Origin of the sequence: Pseudomonas sp. KCJK8993 (assembly GCF_046230915.1) — a bacterium.
Taxonomy (GTDB): Bacteria; Pseudomonadota; Gammaproteobacteria; order Pseudomonadales; family Pseudomonadaceae; genus Aquipseudomonas; species Aquipseudomonas piscis.
Genome location: NZ_JBJJLO010000059.1, coordinates 13,271 through 37,931, shown reverse-complemented (window position 1 = coordinate 37,931; position 24,661 = coordinate 13,271). Strand labels below are relative to the sequence as shown.

Sequence of the window (24,661 nt, the reverse complement as noted above, 5' to 3'; positions counted from 1 at the left end):
ATTCGGACCTAAGCGTGATACGTGCAAAAGCCTTCTTGCCAGCCTGACAGACGTAGGTAGAACCCAACACGCATATAAAGGCACGATCCACTACCCGACCATCTACACGCACGCCGCCAGATCCCAGAAGATCGCGAGCTGCTGCGGAGTTCTTCACCAGCCCCGCTTTATTAAGGACGGCAGCAATCGGCATATCCTCATCCGCTACCAACTCAACTTCAGGCAGATCATCCGGAAGCTCGCCATCCTTCATGCGGTTACCGGCGGCACGATGAGCATTCGCAGCAGCCTCCTCACCATGGAAACGAGCCACGATCTCTTCAGCCAGCTTGATCTTGATATCACGCGGGTTGGCACCGGCCTCCACATCAGCCCGGAATGCATTGATTTCATCCATCGAGCGAAAGCTGAGCAGCTCGAAATAGCGCCACATCAAGGCATCAGGGATGGAAACCAGCTTGCTGTACATCACCCCCGGCGCTTCCTGGATACCTACATAGTTACCCAGGGACTTGGACATCTTCTTGACGCCATCCAGCCCTTCAAGCAGAGGCATGGTCAAGATGCACTGAGCCTCCTGGCCATAACCGCGCTGCAGCTCACGCCCCATCAGCAAGTTGAACTTCTGATCAGTACCGCCCAACTCGACATCCGCACGCAGGGCTACCGAGTCATAGCCCTGCACCAGTGGATAGAGGAACTCATGGATCGCGATCGGCTGGTTGGTAGAGTAGCGCTTGTCGAAATCATCTCGCTCCAACATGCGCGCAACAGTGTACTGGGAAGTCAGGCGAATGAAGTCTGCCGGCCCCATCTTGTCCATCCAGGTGGAGTTGAACGCCACCTCGGTCCTGGCCGGGTCCAGAATCTTGAAGACTTGGCTCTTGTAGGTTTCGGCGTTGTCCAGGACCTGCTCACGAGTCAGCGGTGGACGCGTAGCACTCTTGCCGCTCGGATCACCGATCATGCCGGTGAAATCACCAATCAGGAAGATGACCTGATGCCCCAGCTCCTGGAACTGACGCAGCTTATTAATGAGCACGGTATGCCCAAGATGCAGGTCCGGTGCAGTCGGATCGAAGCCTGCCTTGATACGTAGCGGCTCGCCACGCTTGAGCTTCTCGATCAACTCGGACTCGACCAACAACTCTTCCGCACCACGCTTGATCAGCGCTAGCTGCTCTTCAACCGACTTCATAACAGACCCGCAAGGCTCAGATTCAAAAAGGAACCAACCATACAAGATCACGGACTAATTACAAGTTTTGCCCGGCGTACGGATATATCAGGAGAAGGGAGTGTCCGTGCGCTTGCGTCACAGATGATTTGGTTATATTTTATACAGTTATTTCATCTTCATCATGTCATTCATCTTTTCCATTTCATCTTTTTCAAAGTCAAATTACCTATGAGCACCGAACCGCCTAAAGCGCCACCGCTTTATCCGAAGAGCCACCTGCTCGCCGCCAGCGGCATAGCGGCCCTCCTCAGCCTGGCCTTGCTGGTATTTCCTTCCAGCGATGTCGAGGCAAAGAAAACGACATTGAGTCTTGATCTGGAAAGTCCGATCGAACAGCTGCGACAAGATCAAGACGCTGCATCCGTCGAGCAGGCCACAAACGAGGCGGTTGCATCGCCATTTGCGCAGATCGACGACGCAGCCCAAGCCCCCACCGAAACGGCCGAAAGCGAGCCAGCCCCTCCCATCGCGGAAGAACCCAAGGCTCCAGGACATCGAGAAGTCATAGTAGCGAAGGGCGATACCCTCTCGACCCTGTTCGAGAAGGTCGGCCTGCCAGCCGCGGCTGTCCATGAGGTGCTGGGCAGCGACAAGCAAGCCAAGCAATTCTCCCAGCTCAAGCACGGCCAAAAGCTCGAGTTCGAGCTGTCGCCCGACGGCCAGCTGAACAAGATTCACAGCAAGGTCAGCGACCTTGAGACCATCACCCTGACCAAGGGCACCAAAGGCTTCTCCTTCGCCAAGGTCACCACCAAGCCGGTGGTCCGTTCAGCCTATGTCCATGGCGTCATCAACAACTCCTTGTCACAATCCGCCGCCCGCGCCGGCCTCTCCCATAGCCTGACCATGGATATGGCGAATATCTTCGGTTATGACATCGACTTCGCTCAGGACATTCGCCAAGGCGATGAATTCGATGTGATCTACGAGCAGAAGGTGGTCAACGGCAAGGTCACGGGCACCGGCAATATCCTTTCCGCGCGCTTCACCAACCGCGGCAAGACCTACACCGCCGTGCGCTACACCAACAAGCAAGGCTCCAGCAGCTACTACACCGCAGACGGTAATAGCATGCGCAAGGCATTCATCCGCACTCCGGTGGATTTCGCCCGTATCAGTTCGCGCTTCTCCGCGGGCCGCAAGCACCCCATCCTGAACAAGATCCGCGCCCATAAGGGTGTCGACTATGCCGCGCCACGAGGCACGCCAATCAAGGCGGCCGGCGATGGCAAGGTCCTGTTGGCTGGCCGTCGCGGCGGCTACGGCAACACCGTGATCATCCAGCACGGCAATACCTACCGCACCCTGTACGGCCACATGCAAGGCTTCGCCAAAGGAGTCAAGACCGGCGGCTCGGTGAAACAGGGCCAAGTGATCGGCTACATCGGCACCACCGGCCTGTCCACTGGCCCGCATCTGCATTATGAGTTTCAGGTCAACGGCGTCCACGTCGACCCTCTGGGCCAGAAGCTGCCCATGGCCGACCCGATCGCCAAAGCCGAACGCGCGCGCTTCCTTCAGCAGAGCCAGCCGCTGATGGCCCGGATGGAACAGGAAAAGGCCACGATGCTGGCCTCGAGCAAGCGCTGAGCCATGGCGCTTTATATAGGAGTCATGTCCGGGACCAGTCTTGATGGCCTGGACATCGCCCTGATCGAGCAAAGCCCGGCGATCAAACTGGTCGCCACCCATTACATTCCCATGCCCTCCCCTCTGCGCGCTGAGCTCCTGAGCTTGTGCGCCAGCGGCCCCGATGAAATCGCCCGCTCCGCCATTGCCCAGCAGCACTGGGTCCAACTGGCGGCCGAGGGCATCCAGACCCTGCTGCGACAACAGCAGCTGCAGGCCCGGGATATCCGGGCCATTGGTAGCCATGGGCAGACCATACGCCACGAGCCGAGCCACGGGTTCACCGTACAGATCGGCAACCCGGCGCTACTTACCGAACTCACTGGAATCACCGTCGTCAGTGATTTCCGTAGCCGTGACGTAGCCGCGGGCGGACAAGGCGCCCCCTTGGTCCCGGCATTTCATGAAGCGCTGTTCGAGCAGCGCTCGGGCAACCGGGCAGTCCTGAACGTGGGCGGTTTCAGCAACCTGAGTCTGATTGAAACCGCCAAGCCAGTCGCCGGCTTCGACTGCGGCCCAGGCAACGTCCTGCTCGATGCCTGGATCCAGTTGCAACGCGGAGAGAGTTTCGATCGCGGCGGCCAATGGGCTGCCAGTGGCAAGGTCGATCCATTGCTCTTGAAGACCCTGCTCAGCGACTCGTTCTTCGCCACTCGTGGACCAAAGAGTACGGGACGCGAAGTCTTCAACCTCCCATGGTTGCAGCAGCAATTGGCGCAGCACCAGGCCATCACCGCCGAGGATGTCCAGGCCACGCTGCTGGAACTGACCGCCCGGACAATCGTCGAGTCCCTGCAATCGGCCCAGGACGACACCCAGGAGTTGCTGGTATGTGGTGGCGGCGCTCACAACACCACCCTGATGCAACGCCTGGCGACCCTGCTGCCCGCTACCCAGGTCAACAGCACCGCGGTTTATGGCGTGGATCCGGACTGGGTGGAAGCCATGGCCTTCGCTTGGCTGGCCCATTGTTGCCTGGAGGGAATTGCCGGCAACCGCCCCAGCGTTACTGGAGCCCGGGGCCCGCGCATCTTGGGCGCGATCTACCCAGCTTGATCGCCAGGCAGCAAAACGCCGCAGGGCCATGGGCCCTGCGGCGCTAGAGAAAGCGTTTGCTGGCTGACTAGATCGAGAACGAAGACCCGCAACCACAAGTAGTCGTGGCATTAGGGTTCTTGATCACGAAACGCGAACCTTCCAGGCCTTCCTGGTAGTCCACCTCAGCACCTGCCAGGTACTGGAAACTCATGGGGTCGACAACCAGGCTCACGCCTTCGCGCTCAACGATGGTGTCGTCCTCGGCCACTTCTTCATCGAAGGTGAAACCGTACTGGAACCCCGAACAACCGCCGCCCGTAACGAATACGCGCAGCTTCAAGCGATCATTCCCCTCTTCATCGACCAGGGTCTTCACCTTGTGCGCTGCACCTTGAGTGAATTGCAAAGCCGTAGGGGTGAAGGATTCAACGCTCATGCTGACTATCTCCCGGCGTTACGCCGCCATACTGCGTGATGACGCGCATTATCCGCTTCTCCCAGAAAAGCGGTCAACTATTGTTACGGTATATCAATAGTCGTACAGCAATGCCCAGAGCGCAAAAAGGCCCGTCAAGCGGGCCTTTTTTCTTCAGTGCAACCACGAACTCAGGGCAGCATGCCCGCATGGGACAGGCCCAGGCGCTCATCCAGGCCGAACAGGATGTTGAGGTTCTGCACCGCCTGGCCGGAAGCGCCCTTGACCAGGTTGTCGATCACCGACAGCACCACCACCAGGTCATCACCCTGTGGCCGGTGCACGGCAATCCGGCAGACGTTGGCACCCCGCACGCTACGGGTCTCGGGATGGCTCCCCGCCGGCATGACATCGACGAACGGCTCGTTGGCATAGCGTTTCTCGAACAGCGCCTGCAGATCGACCGACTTGTCCACGACAGTGGCATAGAGCGTGGAATGGATGCCCCGGATCATTGGCGTCAGGTGCGGCACGAAGGTCAAGCCGACATCCTTGCCCGCCGCCCGGCGCAGGCCCTGGCGGATTTCCGGTAGGTGGCGGTGCCCCTTGACCGCATAGGCCTTCAGGCTCTCGGAGGTTTCCGAATACAGCGAGCCCACACTGGCGCCACGGCCTGCACCGCTGACACCGGACTTGCAGTCCGCAATCAGGCGGGACGTATCAGCCAGGCCAGCCTCCAGCAGCGGCAGGAAGCCCAGCTGGGTCGCCGTCGGATAGCAACCCGGAACCGCAATCAGGCGCGCCTGCTTGATCTTCTCGCGATTGACCTCCGGCAAACCGTAGACCGCTTCGTCCAGCAGCTCGGGAGCACCGTGGGGCTGGCCATACCACTTGGCCCACTCATCGGCGTCCTGCAGGCGAAAGTCCGCCGACAGGTCGATGACCTTGGTCCCGGCAGCCAGCAGCTCGCCAGCCAGCGCATGGGCCACGCCGTGGGGGGTGGCGAAGAACACCACGTCGCAGGCACCGAGGGTCTTGATATCCGGCACGCTGAAGGCCAGGCCGTCATAGTGGCCACGCAGGTTCGGATACAGGTCGGCTACGGCCAGGCCCGCCTCGGATCGCGAGGTGATGACCTCCACCCGCGCCTGTGGATGCTGTGCCAACAGACGCAATAGCTCGACCCCGGTGTAACCCGTGCCGCCGACGATACCGACCTTGACCATAAACCTTGCCCTCAACGAACCCACTGGAAAGCTGCCGATAATAGGGGCGGCAACCCCCTGCGACAACCGTCAAGGTGACGTATGGATGCTCTAGCCTCTACTATCGCGCCACCGTGAATCTGGGGGATAACCAAAATGCTCTATCTATGGCTCAAGGCCTTTCATATCGTCAGCGTGGTCTGCTGGTTCGCCGGCCTGTTCTACCTGCCGCGCCTGTTCGTCTATCACGCCCAAAGCGAGGACAGCATCAGTCGCGAGCGTTTCTGCGTCATGGAGCGCAAGCTCTATCGCTTCATCATGGGCCCGGCAATGATCGCAGCGCTGGTCTTCGGCATCGGACTGATCAGCCTCAATCCCGGTGCCTACTTCAGCCAGGGCGGCTGGATGCACGCCAAGCTCACCCTGGTCGTGATACTGATCGGCTACCACCACATGTGCGGCGCCCAGGTGAAACGCTTTGCCCGTGGCGAAAACGCCCGCAGCCATGTCTTTTATCGCTGGTTCAATGAAGTACCGGTTCTGTTATTGCTGGCTATTGTAATTCTGGTCGTCGTACGACCGTTCTAACTCTATCCAGCTGTTTTCCTGGGGGTATACCGATGTCTCTGCCCGCTTTGCTCGAACAACGCTTGCGCCTGCCCGTGGTGGCGGCACCGATGTTCCTGATCTCCAATCCGGAACTGGTCCTGGCCTGCTGTCGCAATGGCGTGGTCGGCAGCTTCCCGGCGCTCAACCAGCGCGAAAGCAGTGGGTTCAAGGCCTGGCTGGAGGAGATCGAAGCGGGCCTGGCCATCCTGGAGAATCCCGCGCCCTATGCCGTGAACCTGATCGTGCACAACAGCAACCCGCGCTTGCAGGCCGATCTGCAGATCTGCATCGAACACAAGGTGCCGATCGTCATCACCAGCCTGGGGGCGGTCAAGGAAGTGGTGGATGCCGTACACAGCTATGGCGGCCTGGTATTCCATGACGTGACCACTCGCCGCCATGCGGAAAAGGCCGCCGAGGCCGGGGTCGATGGGCTGATCGCCGTTGCCGCGGGCGCCGGCGGCCATGCCGGGACCTGGAGCCCGTTCTCGCTGGTCGCCGAAATCCGCCAGTTCTTCGACAAGACCCTGCTACTGGCCGGCTGCCTGAACCACGGGCATGAGATTCTCGCCGCCCAGGTGCTGGGCGCCGACCTCGCGTACCTCGGCACCCGTTTCATCGCCACCAGCGAAAGCCACGCGCCCCAAGGCTACAAGGACATGCTCCTGGGCTCCCAGGCCGCCGATATCGTGCACACCGCCGCCGTATCCGGAGTGCCCGCCAGCTTCATGCGCCAGAGCCTGGAGAACGCCGGCTTCGACATGGCGGCCCTGCAAGGCAAGGGCGAAGTCAATTTCGGCGCCAAGCTCAAACCCATCAGCGACGAGGCCAAGGCCTGGAAAACCGTCTGGTCCGCCGGCCAGGGCGTTGGCGAGATCGATGACCTGCCCGGCATCGACCAGTTGATCGAGCGCCTGGACAAGGAGTACCGCCGGGCGCAGGAACGTTGTGCCCAGCTACCCAAACGCTGGCCACGATAACCAGTTCTCATAGTTTTTTGGCCAGCTGGGGGGCGCTGGCCTTAAACTACGCGACTTTATGTAAGCCTTCATTTCAAGTGACAGGGAAGCCCCCCATGAGCGAGATCCGCTACAAAATCGTCTTCGACGGCACTTTGCTGCCCGGCGTCGAGAAATCCACCGCGCAACTGAACCTCGCTGAACTGTTCAAGACCGATACCGCGGCAGTGGAGCGTCTGTTCAGCGGCCAACCGGTCGAGCTCAAGCGCGACCTGACCCAGGCCGATGCCCAGCGCTATCTCGAAGCCCTGAAAAACGCCGGCCTCGATGCCCGGGTCGAAGCCGAACCAGGCCTGGAACTGAACCTGGAGGCCGTCACCCCGGCCGCACCGCGCCCAGCCAGCGTCGCGGATTCGCCTTACGCACCGCCACAGGCCACCGTCGGCGATGCCGTTCCCCAATACGCGACACTCAATGTCTTCAGCTTCGAAGGACGTATCGGCCGCCTGCGCTACCTGGCCTGGACCCTGGTGCTGACCGTAGCCCTGTTGGCGGTGATCGGTGCCGGTGCCTTGTTCGGCGTCATTACCACAGCAGTCCTCAACTCCACCCTGCTCATGGGCCTGGGAATTCTCGCCGGCGCCGTGGTGTTCATCGGCTTCATCGTCGTCAGTATCCAGATCAGCGTACAGCGCCTGCACGACCTGGGCTGGTCGGGCTGGCTGTGGCTGCTGAACTTCGTGCCCATCGTCGGCAGCATCTTCCCCCTGGTACTGATGGTCAGCCCCGGCAGCAACGTGGCCAACCGCTATGGCGCCCCACCGCCGCCCAACACCACTGCGGTCAAGGTCCTGTCCTGGATGTGGGTGGTACTGCTGGTCGCGATCATCATCGGCATGGTCGCTGGCGGCCTGAGCTCCCTGGAAGACCGCTACAGCGAAACCAGCTACAGCGAATCCTATGACTCCAGCAGCGACGAGGCCGAAAGCGCTGCCGATGCCGCCGCAGCGGCTGAAGCCGCCGATGCCGCGAGCACTGTAGAATCCGAGGAAGAATAAACGCGTCCGGGCCTGCGACCCTTCCCGTCGCGGGCCGTCGGCCGTTGCGATGGAGAACTGCATGACCCGTTACGCTCTGATCACCGGTGCTTCCAGCGGCATAGGCCTGGCCATGGCCGAAGCCCTGGCCCGGCGTGGCCGCAACCTGCTCCTGGTGGCCCGCCAGCGTGATCAGCTGGAAAGTATCGCCCTGGAACTGACCCAGCGCTTCGGCGTCGAGGTCCTGTTCCGCGCCTGCGACCTGGGCGAGCCCTTGAGGTTGTCCGGGTTCCTGCTGGAGCTGGAGGAAGGCGACCGGCAGATCGACCTTTTGGTCAACTGCGCCGGCATCGGCACCAGCGGGCCGTTCCTGGCCCAGGACTGGATGACCGAGCAGGACCTGATCGAAGTCAACATCCTCGCCCTCACCCGCCTGTGCCATGCCCTGGGCAACAGCATGGCGTTGCTGGGCGGCGGGCAGATCCTCAATGTCGCTTCGGTGGCCGCTTTCCATCCCGGCCCCTGGATGAGCACCTACTACGCCAGCAAGGCCTATGTCCTGCATTTCTCCGAAGGGCTGCGCGAAGAACTGAAAAAATGCGCGGTCAAGGTCTCGGTACTCTGCCCCGGGCCGACCCGGACCGCCTTCTTCCAGAACGCCCAGATGGACACCCGCAAGGTCGACGACAGCAAGTGGCTCATGAGTCCCGAGGAAGTGGCGCTGTATACCGTCCGAGCCCTGGAGAAGAACCGCGCCATCATCATTCCCGGGCGCCTGAACCGCTGGATGGCCCAGCTTGGCCGCCTGAGTTCACGCTGGCTGACCCGCAAGATCGTCGGCTACGTCAACCGGGCCTACTGCCCACGCTAGACACCCCGTCGGGGCTGGGCGCAGGGCTTGCGCCTGAGTACACTCAGCCCGGACCAACCAATGGAGAAACAGCTGTGGATACTCTGTTCACTAAGATCATCAACAGAGAAATACCCGCGAAGATCATCTACGAGGACGACCAGGTCCTGGCCTTCCACGACATTGCTCCGCAAGCGCCGGTGCACTTCCTGGTGATCCCGAAGAAACCCATCCCGACCCTCAACGACCTCACCGAGGACGATAAGGCCCTGGCCGGACACATCCTGTTCACCGCCCAGCGCCTGGCCAAGGAGCAAGGCTGCGAGGATGGCTTCCGAGTGGTGATGAACTGCAATGAGATGGGCGGCCAGACCGTCTACCACATTCACATGCACGTCCTGGGTCAGCGCCAGATGAACTGGCCTCCGGGCTGATCGAACCTCCCCCTCTTCCAGCGCCCTTGCGCCCGCCCCGGGCGAAGGTGCGCTGATCCAGCGCAGGTTTCACCCCATCGATTGGAGTAAACTGGCCGCCGTGATTCTTCCCGGAGATAAGCATGACTACCCAACGTCACTACTCGCCGATCGACCGCCTGCTGCTGCAAGCCGATATGGCCATGCGCACGCTGCTGCCGTTCAGCGGCCAACCTTATCGCCCGTCGCCGGCCATCGTGCAGCCGGAAGCGCAGATGAGTGACGAGGAGACCCGGCACGTGGCCGGCCTGATGCGCATCAACCATACCGGGGAAGTCTGTGCCCAGGCGCTGTACCAGGGCCAGGCCCTGACCGCCAAATTGCCCGAAGTGCGCCAGGCCATGGAGCACGCGGCCGAGGAAGAAATCGACCATCTGGCCTGGTGCGAGCAACGCATCCGCCAGTTGGGCAGTCATCCCAGCGTACTCAATCCGCTGTTCTACGGGCTGTCGTTCGGTATCGGCGCCGCCGCCGGGCTGATCAGCGACAAGGTCAGCCTCGGGTTCGTCGCCGCCACCGAGGACCAGGTCTGCAAGCACCTGAACGACCACCTGGAACAATTGCCGCCCGAGGACGAAAAATCCCGGGCCATCCTCGAGCAGATGCGCATCGACGAGGAGCACCATGCCGAAACCGCCCTCGAAGCCGGTGGCTTCCGCTTCCCGGCACCGGTGAAGTTCGGCATGAGCCTGCTGGCCAAGGTCATGACCAAGAGCACCTATCGGATCTGAAGCAGGAACAAGTAAAAAGGGCGCCCCTGGGGCGCCCTTTTCTTTTGCCGCAGCCTGGGTTCAGCCCAGCTCGACGATCTCGTAGTCGTGGGTAATGGCGACGCCGGCCGCGCCGAGCATGATCGAGGCCGAGCAGTACTTTTCGGCGGACAGCTCCACGGCACGCTTGACCTGGGCTTCCTTCAAGCCACGGCCCTTGACCACGAAGTGCAGGTGGATCTTGGTGAAGACCTTGGGATCTTCACTGGCACGCTCGGCCTCCAGGAACGCCTCGCAGCTCTCGACCGCCTGCCGGGACTTCTTCAGGATGCTGACCACATCGAAATTACTGCAACCGCCCACGCCCAACAGGAGCATTTCCATGGGGCGCACACCCAGATTGCGCCCACCGGACTCAGGCGGACCATCCATCACCACCACGTGGCCACTGCCCGACTCACCGAGGAACATGGCCTCGCCAGCCCATTGGATGCGTGCCTTCATCGCCCAGACTCCACTGCGTTTAAAAAAGGGTCGCCAGCTTAGCACAGCGGTTGGGACCGGCAGCGAGCAGCATCTTGATGCCAAAAGCGACCCACCTGTAAGAAAATTCTTAAATCTGCCTAGGATGTGTCTGTTAAGCTGACGCCAAATGAATGGCGCATCGCCAGCTTTACGCGCCGATGCTTTCCGCCCCATAAGAACACCACCCCATACCGTGCAGGCTTTCCGGGATACAACCATGGTTGCTATTGCCCCAACTCCCAAGATCAAACACCTCGACAAGCTGCTGATGCACTGTCAGCGCCGTCGCTACCAGGCCAAGAGCAATATCATCTGCGCCGGTGATGTGGCCGACAGCCTGTACTTCATCATCAAGGGCTCAGTGACCATCCTCATCGAAGACGATGACGGCCGGGAGATGATCATCGCCTACCTCAACGCCGGGGACTTCTTCGGCGAACTGGGGCTGTTCGAGGAAGCGGGACACGAGCAACTGCGCAGCGCCTGGGTCCGGGCCAAGGTGGAATGCGAAGTGGCCGAGATCAGCTACGCCAAGTTCCGCGAGTTATCGCAGAGCGATCCGGACATCCTCTATGCGCTCAGCGGCCAGATCGCCCAGCGCCTGCGCGACACCACGCGCAAGGTCGGCGACCTGGCCTTCTTCGATGTGACCGGGCGTGTCGCCCGTTGCCTGCTGGAACTGTGCAAGCAGCCGGACGCCATGACCCATCCGGACGGCATGCAGATCAAGGTCACCCGCCAGGAGATCGGGCGCATCGTCGGTTGCTCCCGGGAAATGGTCGGTCGCGTCCTCAAGGATCTGGAAGAGCGCAACCTGGTGCACGTCAAGGGCAAGACCATGGTGGTCTTCGGCACCCGCTAGCCCGGCAGAAAGCTGGCGAGCATCTGTCGATACAGGCTGTCCAGGCGCGCCATGGCATCCGGGGCGGCAAACGCTTCATGCAAGGCGATATGGCTTTCGGCCCGGCAACGCTGCTCCAGTGCGCAAGCCTGGTTGAAGGTATTGACCGCCCCCACCATGGACTCGCGCTCGTCATCCAGCAGCAGCGCCCCGTGCACCAGGCCCACCGGCCGCTGCCCACCTTTGCTCTGGCGCCAGCGCTGGGCCGTGCCGACCATCTTGCGGCCATCGAGATTGACGTTGAACCGCCCATCGCAGAAGGCCCCCTCCACTTCCCCCAGCGACGGATTGCCGCCCAGTTCGCTGAGCAGATCGCAGATCGGCTGGCACAGGCGCCGGTAAGCCATTTCGATCCGCCCCTGGTCGCCTTCGCTGCGCGGTGGGGCATAAACCAGTGCAATATTCACCGTGGCCGCCGATTGCGGCACCGGCTCGCCGCCGGTTTCCCGCAGCAGTACTGGCCAGCCATTGGCTCGCGAGGCCTCGCAGGCCTGCTCGAACCCCGGCAAGCGGCTCAGGCGCCGAGGCATCACCAGCGCCCGGTCGCTGGGCTGCCAGAACAACAAGCCGAATGCCTGGTCGCCAGCACAAACCTGGGCCAGCAGATCCTGCTCGGCCTGCAGGCCGGCTTCGACGGTAAGCGCGAGGGGTTGGGTCATGGCAGCGGCAATTCCTTGGCAATCATCATGAAAAAGCCGGCATGGCCGGCTCGTTCATCGTCTCAGGTTCAATCCAGGGTCGAGCCCGTCACCGGCACGCCACGCTCCGGGAAGAACAGGCGCTGCAACTCGGTGCCCGGGTTCTCGGCGCGCATGAAGGCCTCGCCCACCAGGAACGAATAGACATCGCTGATCTCCATCAGCTCGACATCGGCTCGGTTGAGAATGCCGCTTTCGGTAATCACCAGGCGTTCGCGAGGAATCCGCGGCAACAGGTCGAGGGTGGTTTCCAGGTCGACCTCGAAGGTGTGCAGGTTGCGGTTGTTGACCCCGACCAGCGGCGTGTCGAGGGTCTTCAGCGCCCGCTCCAGTTCATCGCCATCGTGCACTTCCACCAGCACATCCAGGCCAACGCCCTTGGCCACCGATGCCAGTTCGGCCATGCGCCCATCGTCCAGCGCGGCGACGATCAACAGCACGCAATCGGCGCCCAGGGCCCGGGCCTCGACGATCTGGTAGGGATCGATCATGAAATCCTTGCGGATCACCGGCAGCTTGCACGCCGCGCGCGCCTGCTGCAGGTAGAGGTCGGCACCCTGGAAATAATCCACGTCGGTGAGTACCGACAGGCAAGTGGCGCCGCCCTTCTCATAGCTCTTGGCGATATCGGCAGGCACGAAGTTCTCGCGGATCACACCCTTGCTTGGCGAGGCCTTCTTGATCTCGGCGATCACCGCCGGCTGCTTGAGCTTGACCTGCTCCTGCAGCGCCTTGGCGAACCCGCGTGGCGCATCGGTCGACCGGGCCAGGCCCTCCAGCTCGCCCAGGCTGACGCGCGCGCTGCGCTCGGCAACCTCCTCGACCTTGCGGGCGAGGATCTTTTCCAGAACTGTCGGCACGCTCATCCTTCATTCTCCTGCTTGAACACCGCGGTAAAGGCTCCCAGCTCCTCGAGCTTCTCCCGGGCCAGGCCGGTGTGCAAGGCGTCATGGGCCAGGGCTACCCCTTCTTTGAGGCTACTGGCGTGATCGGCAGCATACAAAGCGGCACCGGCATTGAGCACGATCATTTCGGCGGCCTTCTGGCCATGTTCGGTCTTGCGCCGCCCCAGGGCATCGCGGATCAGCTCCAGGGAAGCCGCCGGGCTTTCCACCACAAGGCCGAACAGGCTCTGGCTCTTGATGCCCAGGTCTTCAGGCTGGACCCAGTACTCGGTGACCTGGTCGTTCTTCAGTTCGGCGACAAAGGTCGGCGCCGCCAGGCTGAACTCGTCTAGGCCATCCTGGGAATGCACCACCAGCACATGCTTGCTGCCCAGGCGCTGCAGGACTTCGGCCAACGGCCGGCACAGGGCCTGGGTGAACACGCCCACCACCTGGTGCTTCACGCCAGCCGGATTCGTAAGCGGGCCGAGCATGTTGAACAGGGTGCGCAGGCCCAGGTCACGACGCGGGCCTGCAGCATGCTTCATGGCGCCATGGTGGGATTGGGAGAACATGAAGCCGATGCCGACGTTATCGATGCAACGCGCCACCTGGACCGGGGTCAGGTTCAGGTAGACGCCAGCCGCCTCCAGCAGGTCGGCGCTGCCGCTCTTGCCGGATACCGCGCGGTTGCCGTGCTTGGCCACGGTGCAACCGGCGGCGGACACCACGAAGGCCGAAGCGGTGGACACGTTGAAGATGTTGGCGCCGTCACCGCCAGTGCCGACCACATCCACCACACCATCGAGGGTCTTGAGCTCGACCTTGTCGGCCAGCTCACGCATCACCGACACGGCACCGACGATCTCATCGATGCTTTCGCTCTTCATGCGCATGGCCATCATGAAAGCGCCAATCTGCGCCTCGGTGCATTGGCCGGTCATGATCTCGCGCATGACATCGCGCATCTCATCGGTGCTCAGGTCCAGGTGGCCGACGATACGGCTCAGGGCAGTCTTGATATCCATGAAAAGTCCTTAGCGCGTGCCGCCGCTCTGTTTGAGGAAGTTGGCGAACAGCTCGTGGCCCTGCTCGGTGAGGATGGATTCAGGGTGGAATTGCACACCCTCGATGTTCAGTGTCTTGTGCCGCAGCCCCATGATTTCGTCCACGGAGCCATCGTCCAGCTGGGTCCAGGCGGTGACCTCCAGGCACTCGGGCAAGGTCTCGCGCTTGACCACCAGGGAGTGGTAGCGGGTCACGGTCAGCGGCATGTTCAGGCCGCCGAACACCCCCAGGTCGCGGTGGAATACCGGGCTGGTCTTGCCATGCATCACCTGGCGGGCCCGCACCACCTGGCCGCCGAAGGCCTGGCCGATGGACTGGTGGCCCAGGCAGACGCCGAGGATCGGCAGCTTGCCGGCGAAATGCATGATCGCCTCGATGGAAACCCCGGCCTCGGTCGGCGTGCAGGGGCCCGGGGAGACCACGATGCGCTCGGGCTTGAGCGCCTCGATCTCGGCCACGGTCAGTTCGTCATTGCGCACCACCTTCACCTCGGCACCCAGTTCGCCCAGGTACTGCACGACGTTGTAGGTAAAGGAGTCGTAGTTATCGATCATCAGCAACATAGGTGGAAACTCCTCAAGCCTTGGATGCGGGGGTTTGTTCAGCCAGTGCCACGGCACGGAACATTGCACGACGCTTGTTCAGCGTCTCTTCCCACTCCAGGGTCGGGACCGAGTCGGCGACGATGCCGCCGCCGGCCTGGACATGCAGTTCACCCTCCTTGATCACCGCCGTGCGGATGGCGATGGCGGTATCCATGTTGCCGTTCCAGGCGAAGTAGCCCACGGCACCGCCATAGACCCCGCGCTTGACCGGCTCCAGTTCGTCGATGATTTCCATGGCGCGGATCTTCGGCGCGCCGGACAAGGTGCCCGCCGGCAGGATCGCTCGCAGTGCGTCCATCGCGGTCAGGCCTTCCTTCAATTGGCCGGTGACGTTGGACACGATATGCATCACGTTGGAATAACGCTCGATGACCATCTTCTCGGTGAGCCGTACCGAGCCGATCTCCGAGACCCGCCCGGTGTCGTTGCGCCCCAGGTCGATCAGCATCAAGTGCTCGGCGATCTCCTTGGCGTCGGACAGCAGGTCCTGCTCCAGGGCCAGGTCGGCTTCCTCGGTGGCGCCCCGCGGACGAGTACCGGCGATGGGTCGCACGGTGATCAGGTTGTCCTCGACTCGCACCAGCACCTCCGGCGAACTGCCCACCACGTGGAAGTCGCCGAAGTTGAAGAAGTACATGTAGGGAGTCGGGTTGAAGCAGCGCAAGGCCCGGTACAGATCGATGGGCGCGGCCTGGAAGTCGATGGACATGCGCTGGGACGGCACCACCTGCATGCAGTCACCGGCCAGGATGTATTCCTTGATGGTGTCCACTGCACGCTCGTAGTCGCCCTGGGTAAAGCTGGAGCGGAATACCGGCTCGGCGGCCGGCGGGCGGTCCAGGTCCAGGCCGCGCCGTGGCGTGATCGGCTGGCGCAGCTGTTCGAGCAATGCTTGCAGGCGCGCCTGGCCAGCTTCATAGGCATTGGCCTGGCTTGGATCGGCCAGCACGATGGCGTGCATCTTGCCCGCCAGGTTGTCGAACACCACCACCGCGTCGGAAACCATCAACAGGATGTCCGGTACGCCGATCGGGTCCGGGTTCGGGCACTGGCCCAGCCGGGGCTCGACATAACGCACGCAGTCATAACCGAAGTACCCCACCAGGCCACCGTTGAAGCGTGGCAGGCCGGCGATGGTCGGGACGTTGTAGCGCGCCTTGAATTCCTCGACGAAGGCCAACGGGTCGGCCACCTCGTGGCTTTCGATCTCGACACCGTCGTGGGTCACGCTGACCCGGTAGCCGTGCACTCGCAGCACGGTGCGGCACGGCAGGCCGATAATCGAATAACGCCCCCATTTCTCGCCCCCCTGCACCGACTCCAGGAGGTAGGAGTTGGGCTGGTCGGCCAGTTTCAGGTAGATCGACAACGGAGTATCGAAGTCGGCAATGGTCTCGCAGGCCAGCGGGATACGGTTGTAGCCAGCTGCGGCCAGGCGCAGGAATTCTTCGCGAATCATGGGATGCCTCGTGGCTTGAGGGTCTAACAGTCAGGTATGCAAACGCGCCGGCAGGGCCGGCCAGACAAAAATCAGGCGCGCCAACGCCAACGGGCCAAGGCCTTGATGACTTTCATCCAGAGTTTGCGAGTGACCACCACGATGGAGCTTCCAGAAGGGGATGGGACAGCGTCGGGCAACGTTATCTCAGCGGCAGGTTCTAAGCAACCGGGGATCAGCGCCCGCAGGTCGTCGATTACCAGGGCCGGAGACTCCTCGGCAATCGGCCGTCCATGGTTGTAGCCGTAGCTCAGCGCCACGCATTTGACGCCCGCTGCCCGGGCCGCCAGTACATCGCTGCGCGAGTCGCCGACGAACAGCGATTGCGAGGCCGGGATGCTGGCCATTTTCATCACGAAGAACAGCGCCGCCGGGTCGGGCTTCTTCTGCGGCAGGGTATCGCCGCCGATGATCCAGCGGAAATAACGACCGATGCGCATCTGGTCCAGCAAGGGCGCGACGAAACGCTCGGGCTTGTTGGTGATCAGGGCCAGTTCCACGCCCTGCTTGTACAACCATTTGAGGGTTTCGCGCGCACCGGGATAGACCACGGTCAATTCGTGGTTGCCCTCGTAGGCGGCGTTGAACAGCTCCAGGGCCTGGGCGACCTCGACATCGTCGATGTCCTGGGGATCCAGCCTGTTGGCCAGGGCCCGGCGCACCAGCATCGGCGCACCATTGCCGACCCATTGGCGCACCGCCTCGATCCCCGCGGGCGGGCGGCCCAGCTCGAGCAGCATCCGGTCCACGGCGGCGGCCAGGTCGGGCACCGAGTCGACCAGGGTGCCATCCAGGTCGAACATCACCAGCCGTGGCAGGTTCCCGGAGAACAGCTGCTCGAAGGCACTCATGATCGAGCCAGCGCCAGCTCGGCGCGCATCTTCTCGATCACTTCCTGGTAGTTGGGCGCATTGAAGATCGCCGAGCCGGCGACGAAGGTGTCCGCGCCGGCCGCGGCGATCTCGCGAATATTACTGACGTTCACGCCACCGTCGATCTCCAGGCGGATGTCCCGGCCGCAAGCATCGATCAAAGCCCGCGCCTCACGCAGCTTGTCGAGGGTGCCGGGGATGAACTTCTGCCCGCCAAAGCCCGGGTTCACGCTCATCAGCAGCACCATGTCGACCTTGTCCATCACGTACTTGAGCACGTCCAGCGGGGTCGCCGGGTTGAACACCAGGCCGGCCTTGCAACCCCCCTCGCGGATCATTTGCAGGGAGCGATCCACATGCAGCGTGGCCTCGGGGTGGAAGGTGATGTAGGTGGCGCCCGCCTCGATGAAGTCGCCGATGATGCGATCCACCGGGCTGACCATCAGGTGCGCATCGATCGGCGCGGTGATCCCGTACTTGCGCAGCGCGGCGCAGACCATCGGCCCGATGGTCAGGTTCGGCACATAGTGGTTGTCCATGACATCGAAGTGGACGATATCGGCACCGGCGGCCAGGACATTGTCCACTTCCTCGCCCAGGCGGGCGAAGTCGGCGGAAAGAATCGACGGAGCAATAGCGAAGGGCTGCATGACGCACCTTTTTTGAGCGGAATCACGATGGCGCGCATTGTATACCTCATGCTTTGGAGCGCACACCGTCACCTCGATGATCAGTAGGCCGCCCGATAGATCTGCTCGATATCGGCGGGACTCAGCTTGCGCGGGTTATTGCGCATCAGCCGCTCGATACCCGCGGCCTCCTGGGCCATGCTCGCAAGCGCCTCCTCGGGCACGCCGAAACTACGCAAGCCCCTGGGTATCTCCACGGCGGCACACAGGGCGCTCATCGCCTCCACCGCCCGGTCAGCCGCCTCGTTGGCACTCAAGCGCGCCGTACGCACCCCCATGGCTGCGGCGATATCCTGCATGCGCTCGACACAAGCCACCTTGTTCCAGGTCATGACATAGGGCAGCAGCAAGGCGTTGCTGACCCCATGGGACACGTGAAAGCGCCCGCCCAGGGGATAGGCCAGGGCATGCACCGCGCCCACTCCGGCATTCCCGAAGGCCATGCCGGCCATCAGGCTGGCGGTCGCCATGTCTTCCCGAGCCTGCAGGTTGGACGGATTGGCAAACGCCTTGGGCAGGGCCTTGGCGATCAAGCGAATGGCGCCGATGGCCAGGGAGTCGGTGATCGACGAAGCATTGAGTGAAAGGTAGGCCTCGACGGCATGCACCAGGGCATCGACGCCACTGGCAGCGGTCACGCTGCGCGGGCAGGTCAGGGTCATCTGTGGGCTGACCAGGGCCACGTCCGGCAGCAGATAGTCGCTGACGATGCCCTTTTTCAACTGCGCGGCCTTGTCCGAGAGGATCGCCACGTTGGTGACCTCCGAGCCGGTGCCGGCCGTGGTGGGAATGGCGATCAGCGGCGGCCCCTTGCGTGGCACCTGGTCGACCCCGAACAGATCCTGCAAGGCGCCGTGATACCCGGCATAGGCCGCGACACTCTTGGCGATATCGATGGCGCTGCCACCCCCCAGGCCAATCAGGCCGTCATGTCCACCTTCGCGATAGACCTGCATGCAGTCCTCGACGATGGCGATTTCCGGATCAGGGCGCACTCGGTCGAAAATCTCGTAGTCACGCCCTCCCAGGTGCGCCAGCGCCAGGCCCACCGTGCCGGACTCGAGCAGGATGGCATCGGTGACGATCAAGGGGTTATCCACATCCAGGCGAGTCAGTTCGGCGCCCAGTTGCTCGATGGCGCTGCTGCCGGTGAGCAGCTTATGGGCGATCTTGAAAGAGGAAATACTCATGTGCGCAGCCTCTTATATAAAGATGAGAGCCGGCACAAGCGTAGCTGGGATTGCAAAACCAGGCCGCCGTAATGCCCGATCGGCATCACGACAGGGAAAGCCGGCGGCTCCTCGCTAAGGCACGAACCCTCACCAGGGTCGGGTTGGAATGCACCGCGCCCTCGCAGGCATGAGGCAATCCAGGTCCTTGGGTGGAGCCATTGTGGTGTTCGGCGGCAACCAAACCCTTGCCACAGATCAGGTTATCGCTCGGCCCAGGGCTCAAACCTGGGCCGTACGCAGTTTTTCGCTGCGCCCGCGCAGCCATTCCAGGGTCAGCAGCAGGATCACCGAGAAGGCGATCAGCAGCGTCGCCGCGGCGGCGATGGTGGGGCTGAGGTTCTCGCGGATACCGCTGAACATCTGCCGGGGCAGCGTCGCCTGCTCGGGGCCGGCGAGGAACAGGGTCACCACCACTTCGTCGAACGAGGTGGCGAAGGCGAACAGCGCGCCACTGATCACGCCCGGGGCGATCAACGGCAGGGTCACCCGGCGAAAGGTGGTCAGCGGCGAGGCGCCCAGGCTGGCCGCCGCCCGCACCAGGTTGTGGTTGAAGCCCTGCAAGGTCGCCGAGACGGTGATGATCACGAACGGCACCCCGAGCACCGCATGCACGATGATCAGCGACAAGAAGCTGTTGCCCATGCCCAGCGGGGCGAAGAACAGGTAGCTGGCGACCCCGATGATCACCACCGGCACCACCATCGGCGAGATCACCAGGGCCATGACCAGCGACTTGCCGGGAAAATCGCCGCGGGTCAGGCCGATGGCCGCCAGGGTGCCGAAGACCATGGCCAGCACAGTGGCCGCCGGGGCCACGATGATGCTGTTCTTCAGGGCGCGCATCCATTCGGCGGAGGCGAAGAAGTCCTGGTACCAGTGCAGCGAGAAGCCCTGCAGCGGATACACCAGGAAGCTGCCCGAGTTGAACGACAACGGGATGATCACCAGCACCGGCAGCACCAGGAACAACAGGATCAAGCCGCAGAGGATCCGCAAGCTGTAGAACCAGACCCGCTCGACGGGCGACATGTAGGGGCTCAGCATTTCGATTCTCTCCTTAGCTCAGGCGCAGGCGACTGGCGCCCACCAGCCAGCTGTAGATCAGGTACAGCACGATGGTCGCCAGCAACAGCAGGCCGCCCAGGGCGGTGGCCATGCCCCAGTTGATGCTGGTGTTGGTGTAGAAGGCCACGAAGTAGCTGACCATCTGGTCGTTCGGGCTGCCCAGCAGGGCCGGGGTGATGTAGTAGCCGATGGCCAGGATGAACACCAGCAGGCAACCGGCGCCGACCCCGGCATAGGTTTGCGGGAAGTACACCCGCCAGAAGCTGGCGAACGGATGGCAGCCCAGGGAGATCGCCGCGCGCATGTAGGTCGGCGAGATGCTCTTCATCACGCTGTAGATCGGCAGGATCATGAACGGCAGCAGGATGTGCACCATGGAGATGTAGACCCCGGTGCGGTTGAACACCAGCTCCAGGGGCTTGTCGATCACGCCCATGGCCAGCAAGGCGCTGTTGATCAGGCCGCCGGATTGCAGGAGCACGATCCAGGCCGCTACCCGCACCAGGATCGAAGTCCAGAACGGCAGCAAAACCAGGATCATCAGCAGGTTGCTCTTGCGCGCCGGCAAATTGGCCAGCAGGTACGCCAGGGGATAGGCCAGCACCAGGCAGATGGCGGTGATCACCAGGCCCATCCAGAAGGTCCGGGCGAAGATGTCCAGGTAGATGGCCTGGTCCGGGGTGGCCGGGGCCAGTTCGCCCAGGTCGTCGATCCGGTGGTCCAGCGCCGCCAGCAGATAGTAGGGAGTCAGGCTGCTGGTATTGCGCCGGATCGCCTGCCAGTAGGCCGGGTCGCCCCAACGCTCGTCCACGCCCTCCATGGCTTCTTTGTAGGATTCGGGCTCGGCCTTGAACGGCAAGGCGCGGGCGGTCTTGGTCAGCAGGCTGCGATAGCCGGCCAGTTCCATGTTCAGGCGCTTGGACAGGTCGCCCAGGCCCTGGTTCTTGCGGGCCTCGGCCAGGTCTTCGCTCAAGGCCTTGAAGGCGGCCTCGGCGGGCAGGCCGCGACCGTCCCAGGCATTCACGGCCACCACCGTGCGCGGCATGCCGCCGACCACTTCCGGGTTGCCGACGCTCTTGTACAGCAGCGCCACGATCGGTACCAGGAACACCAGCAGCAGGAACAGCACCAGCGGCGCGATCAGGGCCTGGGCCTTCCAGCGGTTGACCCGCTCGGCACGAGCCAGTCGCTGCTTGAGGGTCGGGCCGGCGACCGCGTCCAGGGGAACGGTGATGGTCATGACAAACTCCGCGAATCGATCTTTCGAATACACCACCGACAGGAGCGGGCCAGCCCGCCCCTGCCATTAGCGATGGTTACTTGGCCGCCCAGGCGTTGAAGCGCTGCTCCAGCTGCTCGCCGTTGTCAGCCCAGAAGCTGACGTCGATCTGCACCTGGTTGGCGATGTTCTCCGGGGTGGTCGGCATGTCCTTGAGGATGTCCTTGGCCAGCAGCGGCACGGCCTGGGTGTTGGCCGGGCCATAGGCGATGTTTTCCGAGTAGGTCTTCTGCTGCTGCGGCTGCACCGAATAGGCGATGAACTTCTTCGCCGCTTCGGCTCGGGCCTTGTCCAGGCCCTTGGGGATGGCCCAGGCATCGAAGTCGTAGATGCCGCCGTTCCACACCACCTTCAGGTTGCTTTCCTTCTGCACCGCGGCGATCCGGCCGTTGTAGGCCGAGCTCATGACCACGTCGCCCGAGGCCAGGTACTGCGGCGGCTGGGCACCGGCTTCCCACCACTGGATGTTGGGCTTGAGCTCATCGAGCTTCTTGAAGGCACGGTCCTGGCCATCCTTGCTGGCCAGCACCTTGTACACGTCCTTGGGCGCGACGCCGTCGGCCATCAGGGCGAACTCCAGGGTGTACTTGGCCCCCTTGCGCAGGCCGCGCTTGCCCGGGAATTTCTGCGTGTCCCAGAAGTCCGCCCAGCTGCCTGGCGGCGCCTTGAGCTTGTCGGCGTTGTAGGCCAGCACCGTGGACCAGACGAAGAAGCCCACGCCACACGGCTGGATGGCGCCCTTGACGTAGTCTTCGCCCTTGCCGAACAGCGCCGGGTCGAGGGGTTCGAACAGGTCTTCGTCGCAACCGCGGGACAGCTCGGGGGACTCCACTTCCACCAGGTCCCAGGACACGCTCTTGGTGTCGACCATGGCCTTGACCTTGGCCATCTCGCCGTTGTACTCGCCGGCGACGATTTTGCCGTTGCCCGCCGCTTCCCACGGAGCGTAGAAGGCCTTGATCTGGGCGGCCTTGTTCGCCCCACCAAAGGACACCACGGTCAGGTCCGGTCCCGCCGCCAGGGCGTGCGCCGCCCCCAGCATGCCCAGCGTCAGGGCTGTGAGTTTCAGGGATCTCAGCATTTTATTGTGTTCTCCACGTGCAGGTTGGTGTTGCAGGGGGGCGATCAATTCGCCTCTAGAAGCGGGTCGAGCGCACGAACGTGCTCGACTTGCCAGCCAAGCGGTACCACGTCGCCCACCGCCAGCGCGGGATCGAGCTCGGCGATCGGCTGTTTCACGAAGAAGTCGCTCTTGCCGCAGACTTCCAGGCGTACCCGGACGTGGTCGCCCAGGTAGATGAACTCCGCCACCCGCCCGGAAAAGCGGTTGGCGCAGTGTTCGCTGGAACCGTTGAGGCTCACCCGCTCCGGGCGGATGGACAGGGTCACCGGGCCGCCGACCTGGCCGACGTTGACCGCCAATGCCTCGACTTTCTCGCCACGCCCCAGCTCCACCACGCAGCGCTCGCCGTCGTGGCTGTGCAGGCGGCCGCTGAGGCGGTTGTTCTCGCCGATGAAGTTGGCGACGAAGGTGTTCTTCGGTTCTTCGTAGAGGGTCCGCGGCGGGGCGATCTGCTGGATCTCGCCCTGGTGGAACACCGCCACCCGGTCGGACATGGTCAAGGCTTCGCCCTGGTCGTGGGTCACGTAGACCACGGTCACGCCCAGGCGCTGGTGCAGGTGCTTGATCTCCATCTGCATGTGCTCGCGCAGCTGTTTGTCCAGCGCCCCCAGGGGTTCGTCCATCAGCACCAGCTGCGGTTCGAACACCAGGGCCCGGGCCAGGGCGACCCGTTGCTGCTGGCCACCGGACAGTTGCGCCGGATAGCGCTGGGCGAAAGCGTCCAGCTGGACCATGCTCAGCACGCGCTTGACCCGCTCGCTGATGTCGGTCTTGCCCAGGCCCCGTACCGACAGCGGGAACGCCAGGTTCTCGGCCACGGTCATGTGCGGGAACAGCGCGTAGTTCTGGAACACCATGCCGATATCGCGCTTGTGCGGCGGCACATTGTTGATCGAGCGCCCGGCCAGTTGGATCTCGCCAGCGGTCGGTGTCTCGAAACCGGCCAGCATCATCAGGCTGGTGGTCTTGCCGGAACCGGACGGCCCCAGCAGGGTGAGGAACTCGCCCTTGCGAATTTCCAGGTTGAGGTCCTTGACGATCAGGTTCTCGCCGTCGTAGCTCTTCTGCACACCACGAAAGCTGACCAGAACATCATTGGCCCCAGCGCTTGAATCGACCTCGCTCATACCCGCACCTTTTTGTTTTAGACGGCTGTAGGGCAAGCCTAGTGCAGCCCACAAGGGCCGAAAATCGGGGGGTAGGAGAGATTCACCTCAGCCGCCTGGAAGGCTGCCTGTAGGGATTGCCCTACAAGAATGGCGGAAACAGGCAAGAGCAGGGGCGAGCGTGAAGCGGCAAGCCGCAAGAACAGGCACAGCCCGGGACGTGGCGATGTCGTAAACGGATATGCCCCGCCAATGCCTTGACCAGGACCATCGATCTCGGGGCGTCTCCGTTGTGGCGGGGCAGCGTGCTCCCGCTGGCTCAGAGCAGCTTGTGCTCCATGGCGTATTTCACCAGTTCGGCCAGGGAGGTGACGTTGAGCTTCTGCATCAGCCGCGCCTTGTGGGTGCTGATGGTCTTGTTGCTCAGGGCCAGTTGCTGGGCGATGTCGTTGACGTTGGCGCCCTGGGCCAGGCGCTCGAACACCGAGAATTCACGCTCGGACAACAGCGAATGCAGGGGCCGGGCATCGGTCAGGCCAACCTCGAAGACCATGCGGTCCGCCAGTTCCGGATCTATATAGCGCCCACCGGACGCCACCTTGCGGATCGCGGTCAGCAGCAGCGATGGATCGCTGTCCTTGGTGGCATAGCCGGCGGCGCCGATCTTCAGGGCCCGGGCGGCCATCTGCGCCTCGTCATGCATCGACAGCACCAGGATCGCCGGCGGATCGCTCAGGGCGCGGATTCGTGGGATGGCTTCCAGGCCGTTCACCCCAGGCATGGAGATGTCCAGCAACACCACCTCGCAAGGCACCTGGCGCAGGGTCTCCAGCAGTTGCTCGCCGTTGCTCGCCTCCCCTGCCACCGTCAGGTCCTTGGCCAGGCCGATCAATTGCTTGATGCCTTCGCGGACGATGGTGTGGTCTTCGGCTACCAGTACACGGATCACGC

The 24,661-nt window shown here is 62.9% G+C and carries 26 protein-coding genes; 9 read left to right on the top strand and 17 right to left on the bottom strand.

Features of this window, described 5'->3' with window-relative positions:
• On the bottom strand, positions 1 to 1,198 hold a 1,198-nt coding region (gene tyrS / locus ACK6AU_RS18675; RefSeq protein WP_185697244.1), incomplete at its 3' end, for a tyrosine--tRNA ligase.
• A 210-nt stretch (positions 1,199 to 1,408) separates the two neighbouring features.
• Here tyrS and ACK6AU_RS18670 point away from each other — a divergent pair.
• A complete protein-coding gene (locus tag ACK6AU_RS18670; RefSeq protein ID WP_409300606.1) occupies positions 1,409 to 2,830 on the top strand; it encodes a peptidoglycan DD-metalloendopeptidase family protein in 1,422 nt (473 codons plus the stop codon).
• A gap of 3 nt (positions 2,831 to 2,833) precedes the next feature.
• On the top strand, positions 2,834 to 3,925 hold the full coding sequence (locus tag ACK6AU_RS18665; RefSeq protein ID WP_409300604.1) for an anhydro-N-acetylmuramic acid kinase: 1,092 nt from the start codon (positions 2,834 to 2,836) through the stop codon (positions 3,923 to 3,925).
• 67 nt (positions 3,926 to 3,992) lie between these two features.
• On the opposite strand, the gene erpA is transcribed toward ACK6AU_RS18665, so the two are convergent.
• Both erpA and argC read right to left on the bottom strand, forming a co-directional pair.
• The gene (erpA, locus tag ACK6AU_RS18660) at positions 3,993 to 4,343 is read right to left on the bottom strand and encodes an iron-sulfur cluster insertion protein ErpA (protein ID WP_011063789.1); all 351 of its coding nucleotides are present in this window, start codon (positions 4,341 to 4,343) and stop codon (positions 3,993 to 3,995) included.
• 170 nt (positions 4,344 to 4,513) lie between these two features.
• Positions 4,514 to 5,548: an N-acetyl-gamma-glutamyl-phosphate reductase gene (gene argC / locus ACK6AU_RS18655; RefSeq protein WP_185697242.1), complete on the bottom strand. Its 1,035-nt coding sequence runs from the start codon at positions 5,546 to 5,548 to the stop codon at positions 4,514 to 4,516.
• Between the two features lie 135 nt (positions 5,549 to 5,683).
• Here argC and hemJ point away from each other — a divergent pair, with 135 nt between their 5' ends.
• The 6 genes from hemJ to coq7 all read left to right on the top strand — a co-directional run bounded on the left by hemJ (position 5,684) and on the right by coq7 (position 10,186).
• Positions 5,684 to 6,115 carry a protoporphyrinogen oxidase HemJ gene (gene hemJ, locus ACK6AU_RS18650; protein ID WP_053137565.1) on the top strand — a complete coding sequence of 144 codons (432 nt, stop codon included), beginning with the start codon at positions 5,684 to 5,686 and terminating at the stop codon, positions 6,113 to 6,115.
• A gap of 32 nt (positions 6,116 to 6,147) precedes the next feature.
• On the top strand, positions 6,148 to 7,116 hold the full coding sequence (locus tag ACK6AU_RS18645) for an NAD(P)H-dependent flavin oxidoreductase (protein WP_409300602.1): 969 nt from the start codon (positions 6,148 to 6,150) through the stop codon (positions 7,114 to 7,116).
• Positions 7,117 to 7,211: 95 nt separating this feature from the next.
• On the top strand, positions 7,212 to 8,153 hold the full coding sequence (locus tag ACK6AU_RS18640) for a DUF805 domain-containing protein (protein WP_185697240.1): 942 nt from the start codon (positions 7,212 to 7,214) through the stop codon (positions 8,151 to 8,153).
• Between the two features lie 61 nt (positions 8,154 to 8,214).
• Complete coding sequence (locus ACK6AU_RS18635; RefSeq protein ID WP_022641394.1) at positions 8,215 to 9,003, top strand: SDR family oxidoreductase; 789 nt, start codon at positions 8,215 to 8,217, stop codon at positions 9,001 to 9,003.
• Between the two features lie 74 nt (positions 9,004 to 9,077).
• Positions 9,078 to 9,416, top strand: a complete 339-nt coding sequence (locus tag ACK6AU_RS18630) for a histidine triad nucleotide-binding protein (protein WP_185697239.1) — start codon at positions 9,078 to 9,080, stop codon at positions 9,414 to 9,416.
• A gap of 122 nt (positions 9,417 to 9,538) precedes the next feature.
• Positions 9,539 to 10,186, top strand: a complete 648-nt coding sequence (gene coq7, locus ACK6AU_RS18625; protein WP_409300599.1) for a 2-polyprenyl-3-methyl-6-methoxy-1,4-benzoquinone monooxygenase — start codon at positions 9,539 to 9,541, stop codon at positions 10,184 to 10,186.
• A 60-nt stretch (positions 10,187 to 10,246) separates the two neighbouring features.
• Here the strand turns inward: coq7 and ACK6AU_RS18620 are convergent, their stop codons facing one another.
• Positions 10,247 to 10,669 (bottom strand): OsmC family protein, encoded by a 423-nt coding sequence (locus tag ACK6AU_RS18620; protein ID WP_185697238.1) that lies wholly within the window; start codon positions 10,667 to 10,669, stop codon positions 10,247 to 10,249.
• 238 nt (positions 10,670 to 10,907) lie between these two features.
• Here ACK6AU_RS18620 and crp point away from each other — a divergent pair, with 238 nt between their 5' ends.
• The gene (gene crp, locus ACK6AU_RS18615) at positions 10,908 to 11,552 is read left to right on the top strand and encodes a cAMP-activated global transcriptional regulator CRP (RefSeq protein ID WP_185697237.1); all 645 of its coding nucleotides are present in this window, start codon (positions 10,908 to 10,910) and stop codon (positions 11,550 to 11,552) included.
• On the opposite strand, the gene ACK6AU_RS18610 is transcribed toward crp, so the two are convergent.
• From ACK6AU_RS18610 to ACK6AU_RS18550, 13 genes are all read right to left on the bottom strand, one after another.
• The gene (locus tag ACK6AU_RS18610; protein ID WP_185697236.1) at positions 11,549 to 12,250 is read right to left on the bottom strand and encodes a lipoate--protein ligase family protein; all 702 of its coding nucleotides are present in this window, start codon (positions 12,248 to 12,250) and stop codon (positions 11,549 to 11,551) included. The two genes, crp and ACK6AU_RS18610, sit on opposite strands and share 4 nt — an antisense overlap.
• Positions 12,251 to 12,318: 68 nt before the next feature.
• Positions 12,319 to 13,155 carry an indole-3-glycerol phosphate synthase TrpC gene (gene trpC, locus ACK6AU_RS18605; RefSeq protein ID WP_185697235.1) on the bottom strand — a complete coding sequence of 279 codons (837 nt, stop codon included), beginning with the start codon at positions 13,153 to 13,155 and terminating at the stop codon, positions 12,319 to 12,321.
• A complete protein-coding gene (trpD, locus tag ACK6AU_RS18600; protein ID WP_185697234.1) occupies positions 13,152 to 14,201 on the bottom strand; it encodes an anthranilate phosphoribosyltransferase in 1,050 nt (349 codons plus the stop codon). Before trpD ends, trpC begins: the two co-directional genes overlap by 4 nt.
• Positions 14,202 to 14,210: 9 nt before the next feature.
• Entirely contained in the window at positions 14,211 to 14,804 is a 594-nt protein-coding gene (locus ACK6AU_RS18595; RefSeq protein WP_185697233.1) for an aminodeoxychorismate/anthranilate synthase component II, read from the bottom strand.
• A gap of 13 nt (positions 14,805 to 14,817) precedes the next feature.
• Positions 14,818 to 16,305 (bottom strand): anthranilate synthase component I, encoded by a 1,488-nt coding sequence (gene trpE, locus ACK6AU_RS18590; RefSeq protein ID WP_409300595.1) that lies wholly within the window; start codon positions 16,303 to 16,305, stop codon positions 14,818 to 14,820.
• A gap of 71 nt (positions 16,306 to 16,376) precedes the next feature.
• Entirely contained in the window at positions 16,377 to 17,195 is an 819-nt protein-coding gene (locus tag ACK6AU_RS18585) for a phosphoglycolate phosphatase (protein ID WP_409300593.1), read from the bottom strand.
• Positions 17,192 to 17,866 carry a ribulose-phosphate 3-epimerase gene (rpe, locus tag ACK6AU_RS18580; RefSeq protein WP_185697230.1) on the bottom strand — a complete coding sequence of 225 codons (675 nt, stop codon included), beginning with the start codon at positions 17,864 to 17,866 and terminating at the stop codon, positions 17,192 to 17,194. The genes ACK6AU_RS18585 and rpe overlap by 4 nt, the downstream gene beginning before the upstream one ends.
• An 80-nt stretch (positions 17,867 to 17,946) precedes the next feature.
• Positions 17,947 to 19,095, bottom strand: coding sequence for an iron-containing alcohol dehydrogenase (locus ACK6AU_RS18575; protein WP_409300590.1), 1,149 nt, complete (start codon positions 19,093 to 19,095; stop codon positions 17,947 to 17,949).
• 261 nt (positions 19,096 to 19,356) lie between these two features.
• A complete protein-coding gene (locus ACK6AU_RS18570) occupies positions 19,357 to 20,181 on the bottom strand; it encodes an ABC transporter permease (protein ID WP_068575567.1) in 825 nt (274 codons plus the stop codon).
• Between the two features lie 13 nt (positions 20,182 to 20,194).
• Positions 20,195 to 21,442, bottom strand: coding sequence for an ABC transporter permease (locus tag ACK6AU_RS18565; protein WP_185697228.1), 1,248 nt, complete (start codon positions 21,440 to 21,442; stop codon positions 20,195 to 20,197).
• A gap of 76 nt (positions 21,443 to 21,518) precedes the next feature.
• On the bottom strand, positions 21,519 to 22,562 hold the full coding sequence (locus ACK6AU_RS18560; RefSeq protein WP_409300587.1) for an ABC transporter substrate-binding protein: 1,044 nt from the start codon (positions 22,560 to 22,562) through the stop codon (positions 21,519 to 21,521).
• Between the two features lie 44 nt (positions 22,563 to 22,606).
• Positions 22,607 to 23,731 (bottom strand): ABC transporter ATP-binding protein, encoded by a 1,125-nt coding sequence (locus tag ACK6AU_RS18555; protein WP_185697227.1) that lies wholly within the window; start codon positions 23,729 to 23,731, stop codon positions 22,607 to 22,609.
• A 298-nt stretch (positions 23,732 to 24,029) separates the two neighbouring features.
• Positions 24,030 to 24,659: a response regulator transcription factor gene (locus ACK6AU_RS18550; RefSeq protein ID WP_103325778.1), complete on the bottom strand. Its 630-nt coding sequence runs from the start codon at positions 24,657 to 24,659 to the stop codon at positions 24,030 to 24,032.
• Between the last annotated feature and the right edge of the window lie 2 nt (positions 24,660 to 24,661).

Coding starts and splice junctions, on each gene's coding strand:
- ACK6AU_RS18670 (WP_409300606.1), top strand. CDS start 1,409: ATGAGCACCGAACCGCCTAAAGCGCCACCGCTTTATCCGAAGAGCCAC.
- ACK6AU_RS18665 (WP_409300604.1), top strand. CDS start 2,834: ATGGCGCTTTATATAGGAGTCATGTCCGGGACCAGTCTTGATGGCCTG.
- erpA (WP_011063789.1), bottom strand. CDS start 4,343: ATGAGCGTTGAATCCTTCACCCCTACGGCTTTGCAATTCACTCAAGGT.
- argC (WP_185697242.1), bottom strand. CDS start 5,548: ATGGTCAAGGTCGGTATCGTCGGCGGCACGGGTTACACCGGGGTCGAG.
- hemJ (WP_053137565.1), top strand. CDS start 5,684: ATGCTCTATCTATGGCTCAAGGCCTTTCATATCGTCAGCGTGGTCTGC.
- ACK6AU_RS18645 (WP_409300602.1), top strand. CDS start 6,148: ATGTCTCTGCCCGCTTTGCTCGAACAACGCTTGCGCCTGCCCGTGGTG.
- ACK6AU_RS18640 (WP_185697240.1), top strand. CDS start 7,212: ATGAGCGAGATCCGCTACAAAATCGTCTTCGACGGCACTTTGCTGCCC.
- ACK6AU_RS18635 (WP_022641394.1), top strand. CDS start 8,215: ATGACCCGTTACGCTCTGATCACCGGTGCTTCCAGCGGCATAGGCCTG.
- coq7 (WP_409300599.1), top strand. CDS start 9,539: ATGACTACCCAACGTCACTACTCGCCGATCGACCGCCTGCTGCTGCAA.
- ACK6AU_RS18620 (WP_185697238.1), bottom strand. CDS start 10,669: ATGAAGGCACGCATCCAATGGGCTGGCGAGGCCATGTTCCTCGGTGAG.
- crp (WP_185697237.1), top strand. CDS start 10,908: ATGGTTGCTATTGCCCCAACTCCCAAGATCAAACACCTCGACAAGCTG.
- ACK6AU_RS18610 (WP_185697236.1), bottom strand. CDS start 12,250: ATGACCCAACCCCTCGCGCTTACCGTCGAAGCCGGCCTGCAGGCCGAG.
- trpC (WP_185697235.1), bottom strand. CDS start 13,155: ATGAGCGTGCCGACAGTTCTGGAAAAGATCCTCGCCCGCAAGGTCGAG.
- trpD (WP_185697234.1), bottom strand. CDS start 14,201: ATGGATATCAAGACTGCCCTGAGCCGTATCGTCGGCCACCTGGACCTG.
- ACK6AU_RS18595 (WP_185697233.1), bottom strand. CDS start 14,804: ATGTTGCTGATGATCGATAACTACGACTCCTTTACCTACAACGTCGTG.
- trpE (WP_409300595.1), bottom strand. CDS start 16,305: ATGATTCGCGAAGAATTCCTGCGCCTGGCCGCAGCTGGCTACAACCGT.
- ACK6AU_RS18585 (WP_409300593.1), bottom strand. CDS start 17,195: ATGAGTGCCTTCGAGCAGCTGTTCTCCGGGAACCTGCCACGGCTGGTG.
- rpe (WP_185697230.1), bottom strand. CDS start 17,866: ATGCAGCCCTTCGCTATTGCTCCGTCGATTCTTTCCGCCGACTTCGCC.
- ACK6AU_RS18575 (WP_409300590.1), bottom strand. CDS start 19,095: ATGAGTATTTCCTCTTTCAAGATCGCCCATAAGCTGCTCACCGGCAGC.
- ACK6AU_RS18570 (WP_068575567.1), bottom strand. CDS start 20,181: ATGCTGAGCCCCTACATGTCGCCCGTCGAGCGGGTCTGGTTCTACAGC.
- ACK6AU_RS18565 (WP_185697228.1), bottom strand. CDS start 21,442: ATGACCATCACCGTTCCCCTGGACGCGGTCGCCGGCCCGACCCTCAAG.
- ACK6AU_RS18560 (WP_409300587.1), bottom strand. CDS start 22,562: ATGCTGAGATCCCTGAAACTCACAGCCCTGACGCTGGGCATGCTGGGG.
- ACK6AU_RS18555 (WP_185697227.1), bottom strand. CDS start 23,731: ATGAGCGAGGTCGATTCAAGCGCTGGGGCCAATGATGTTCTGGTCAGC.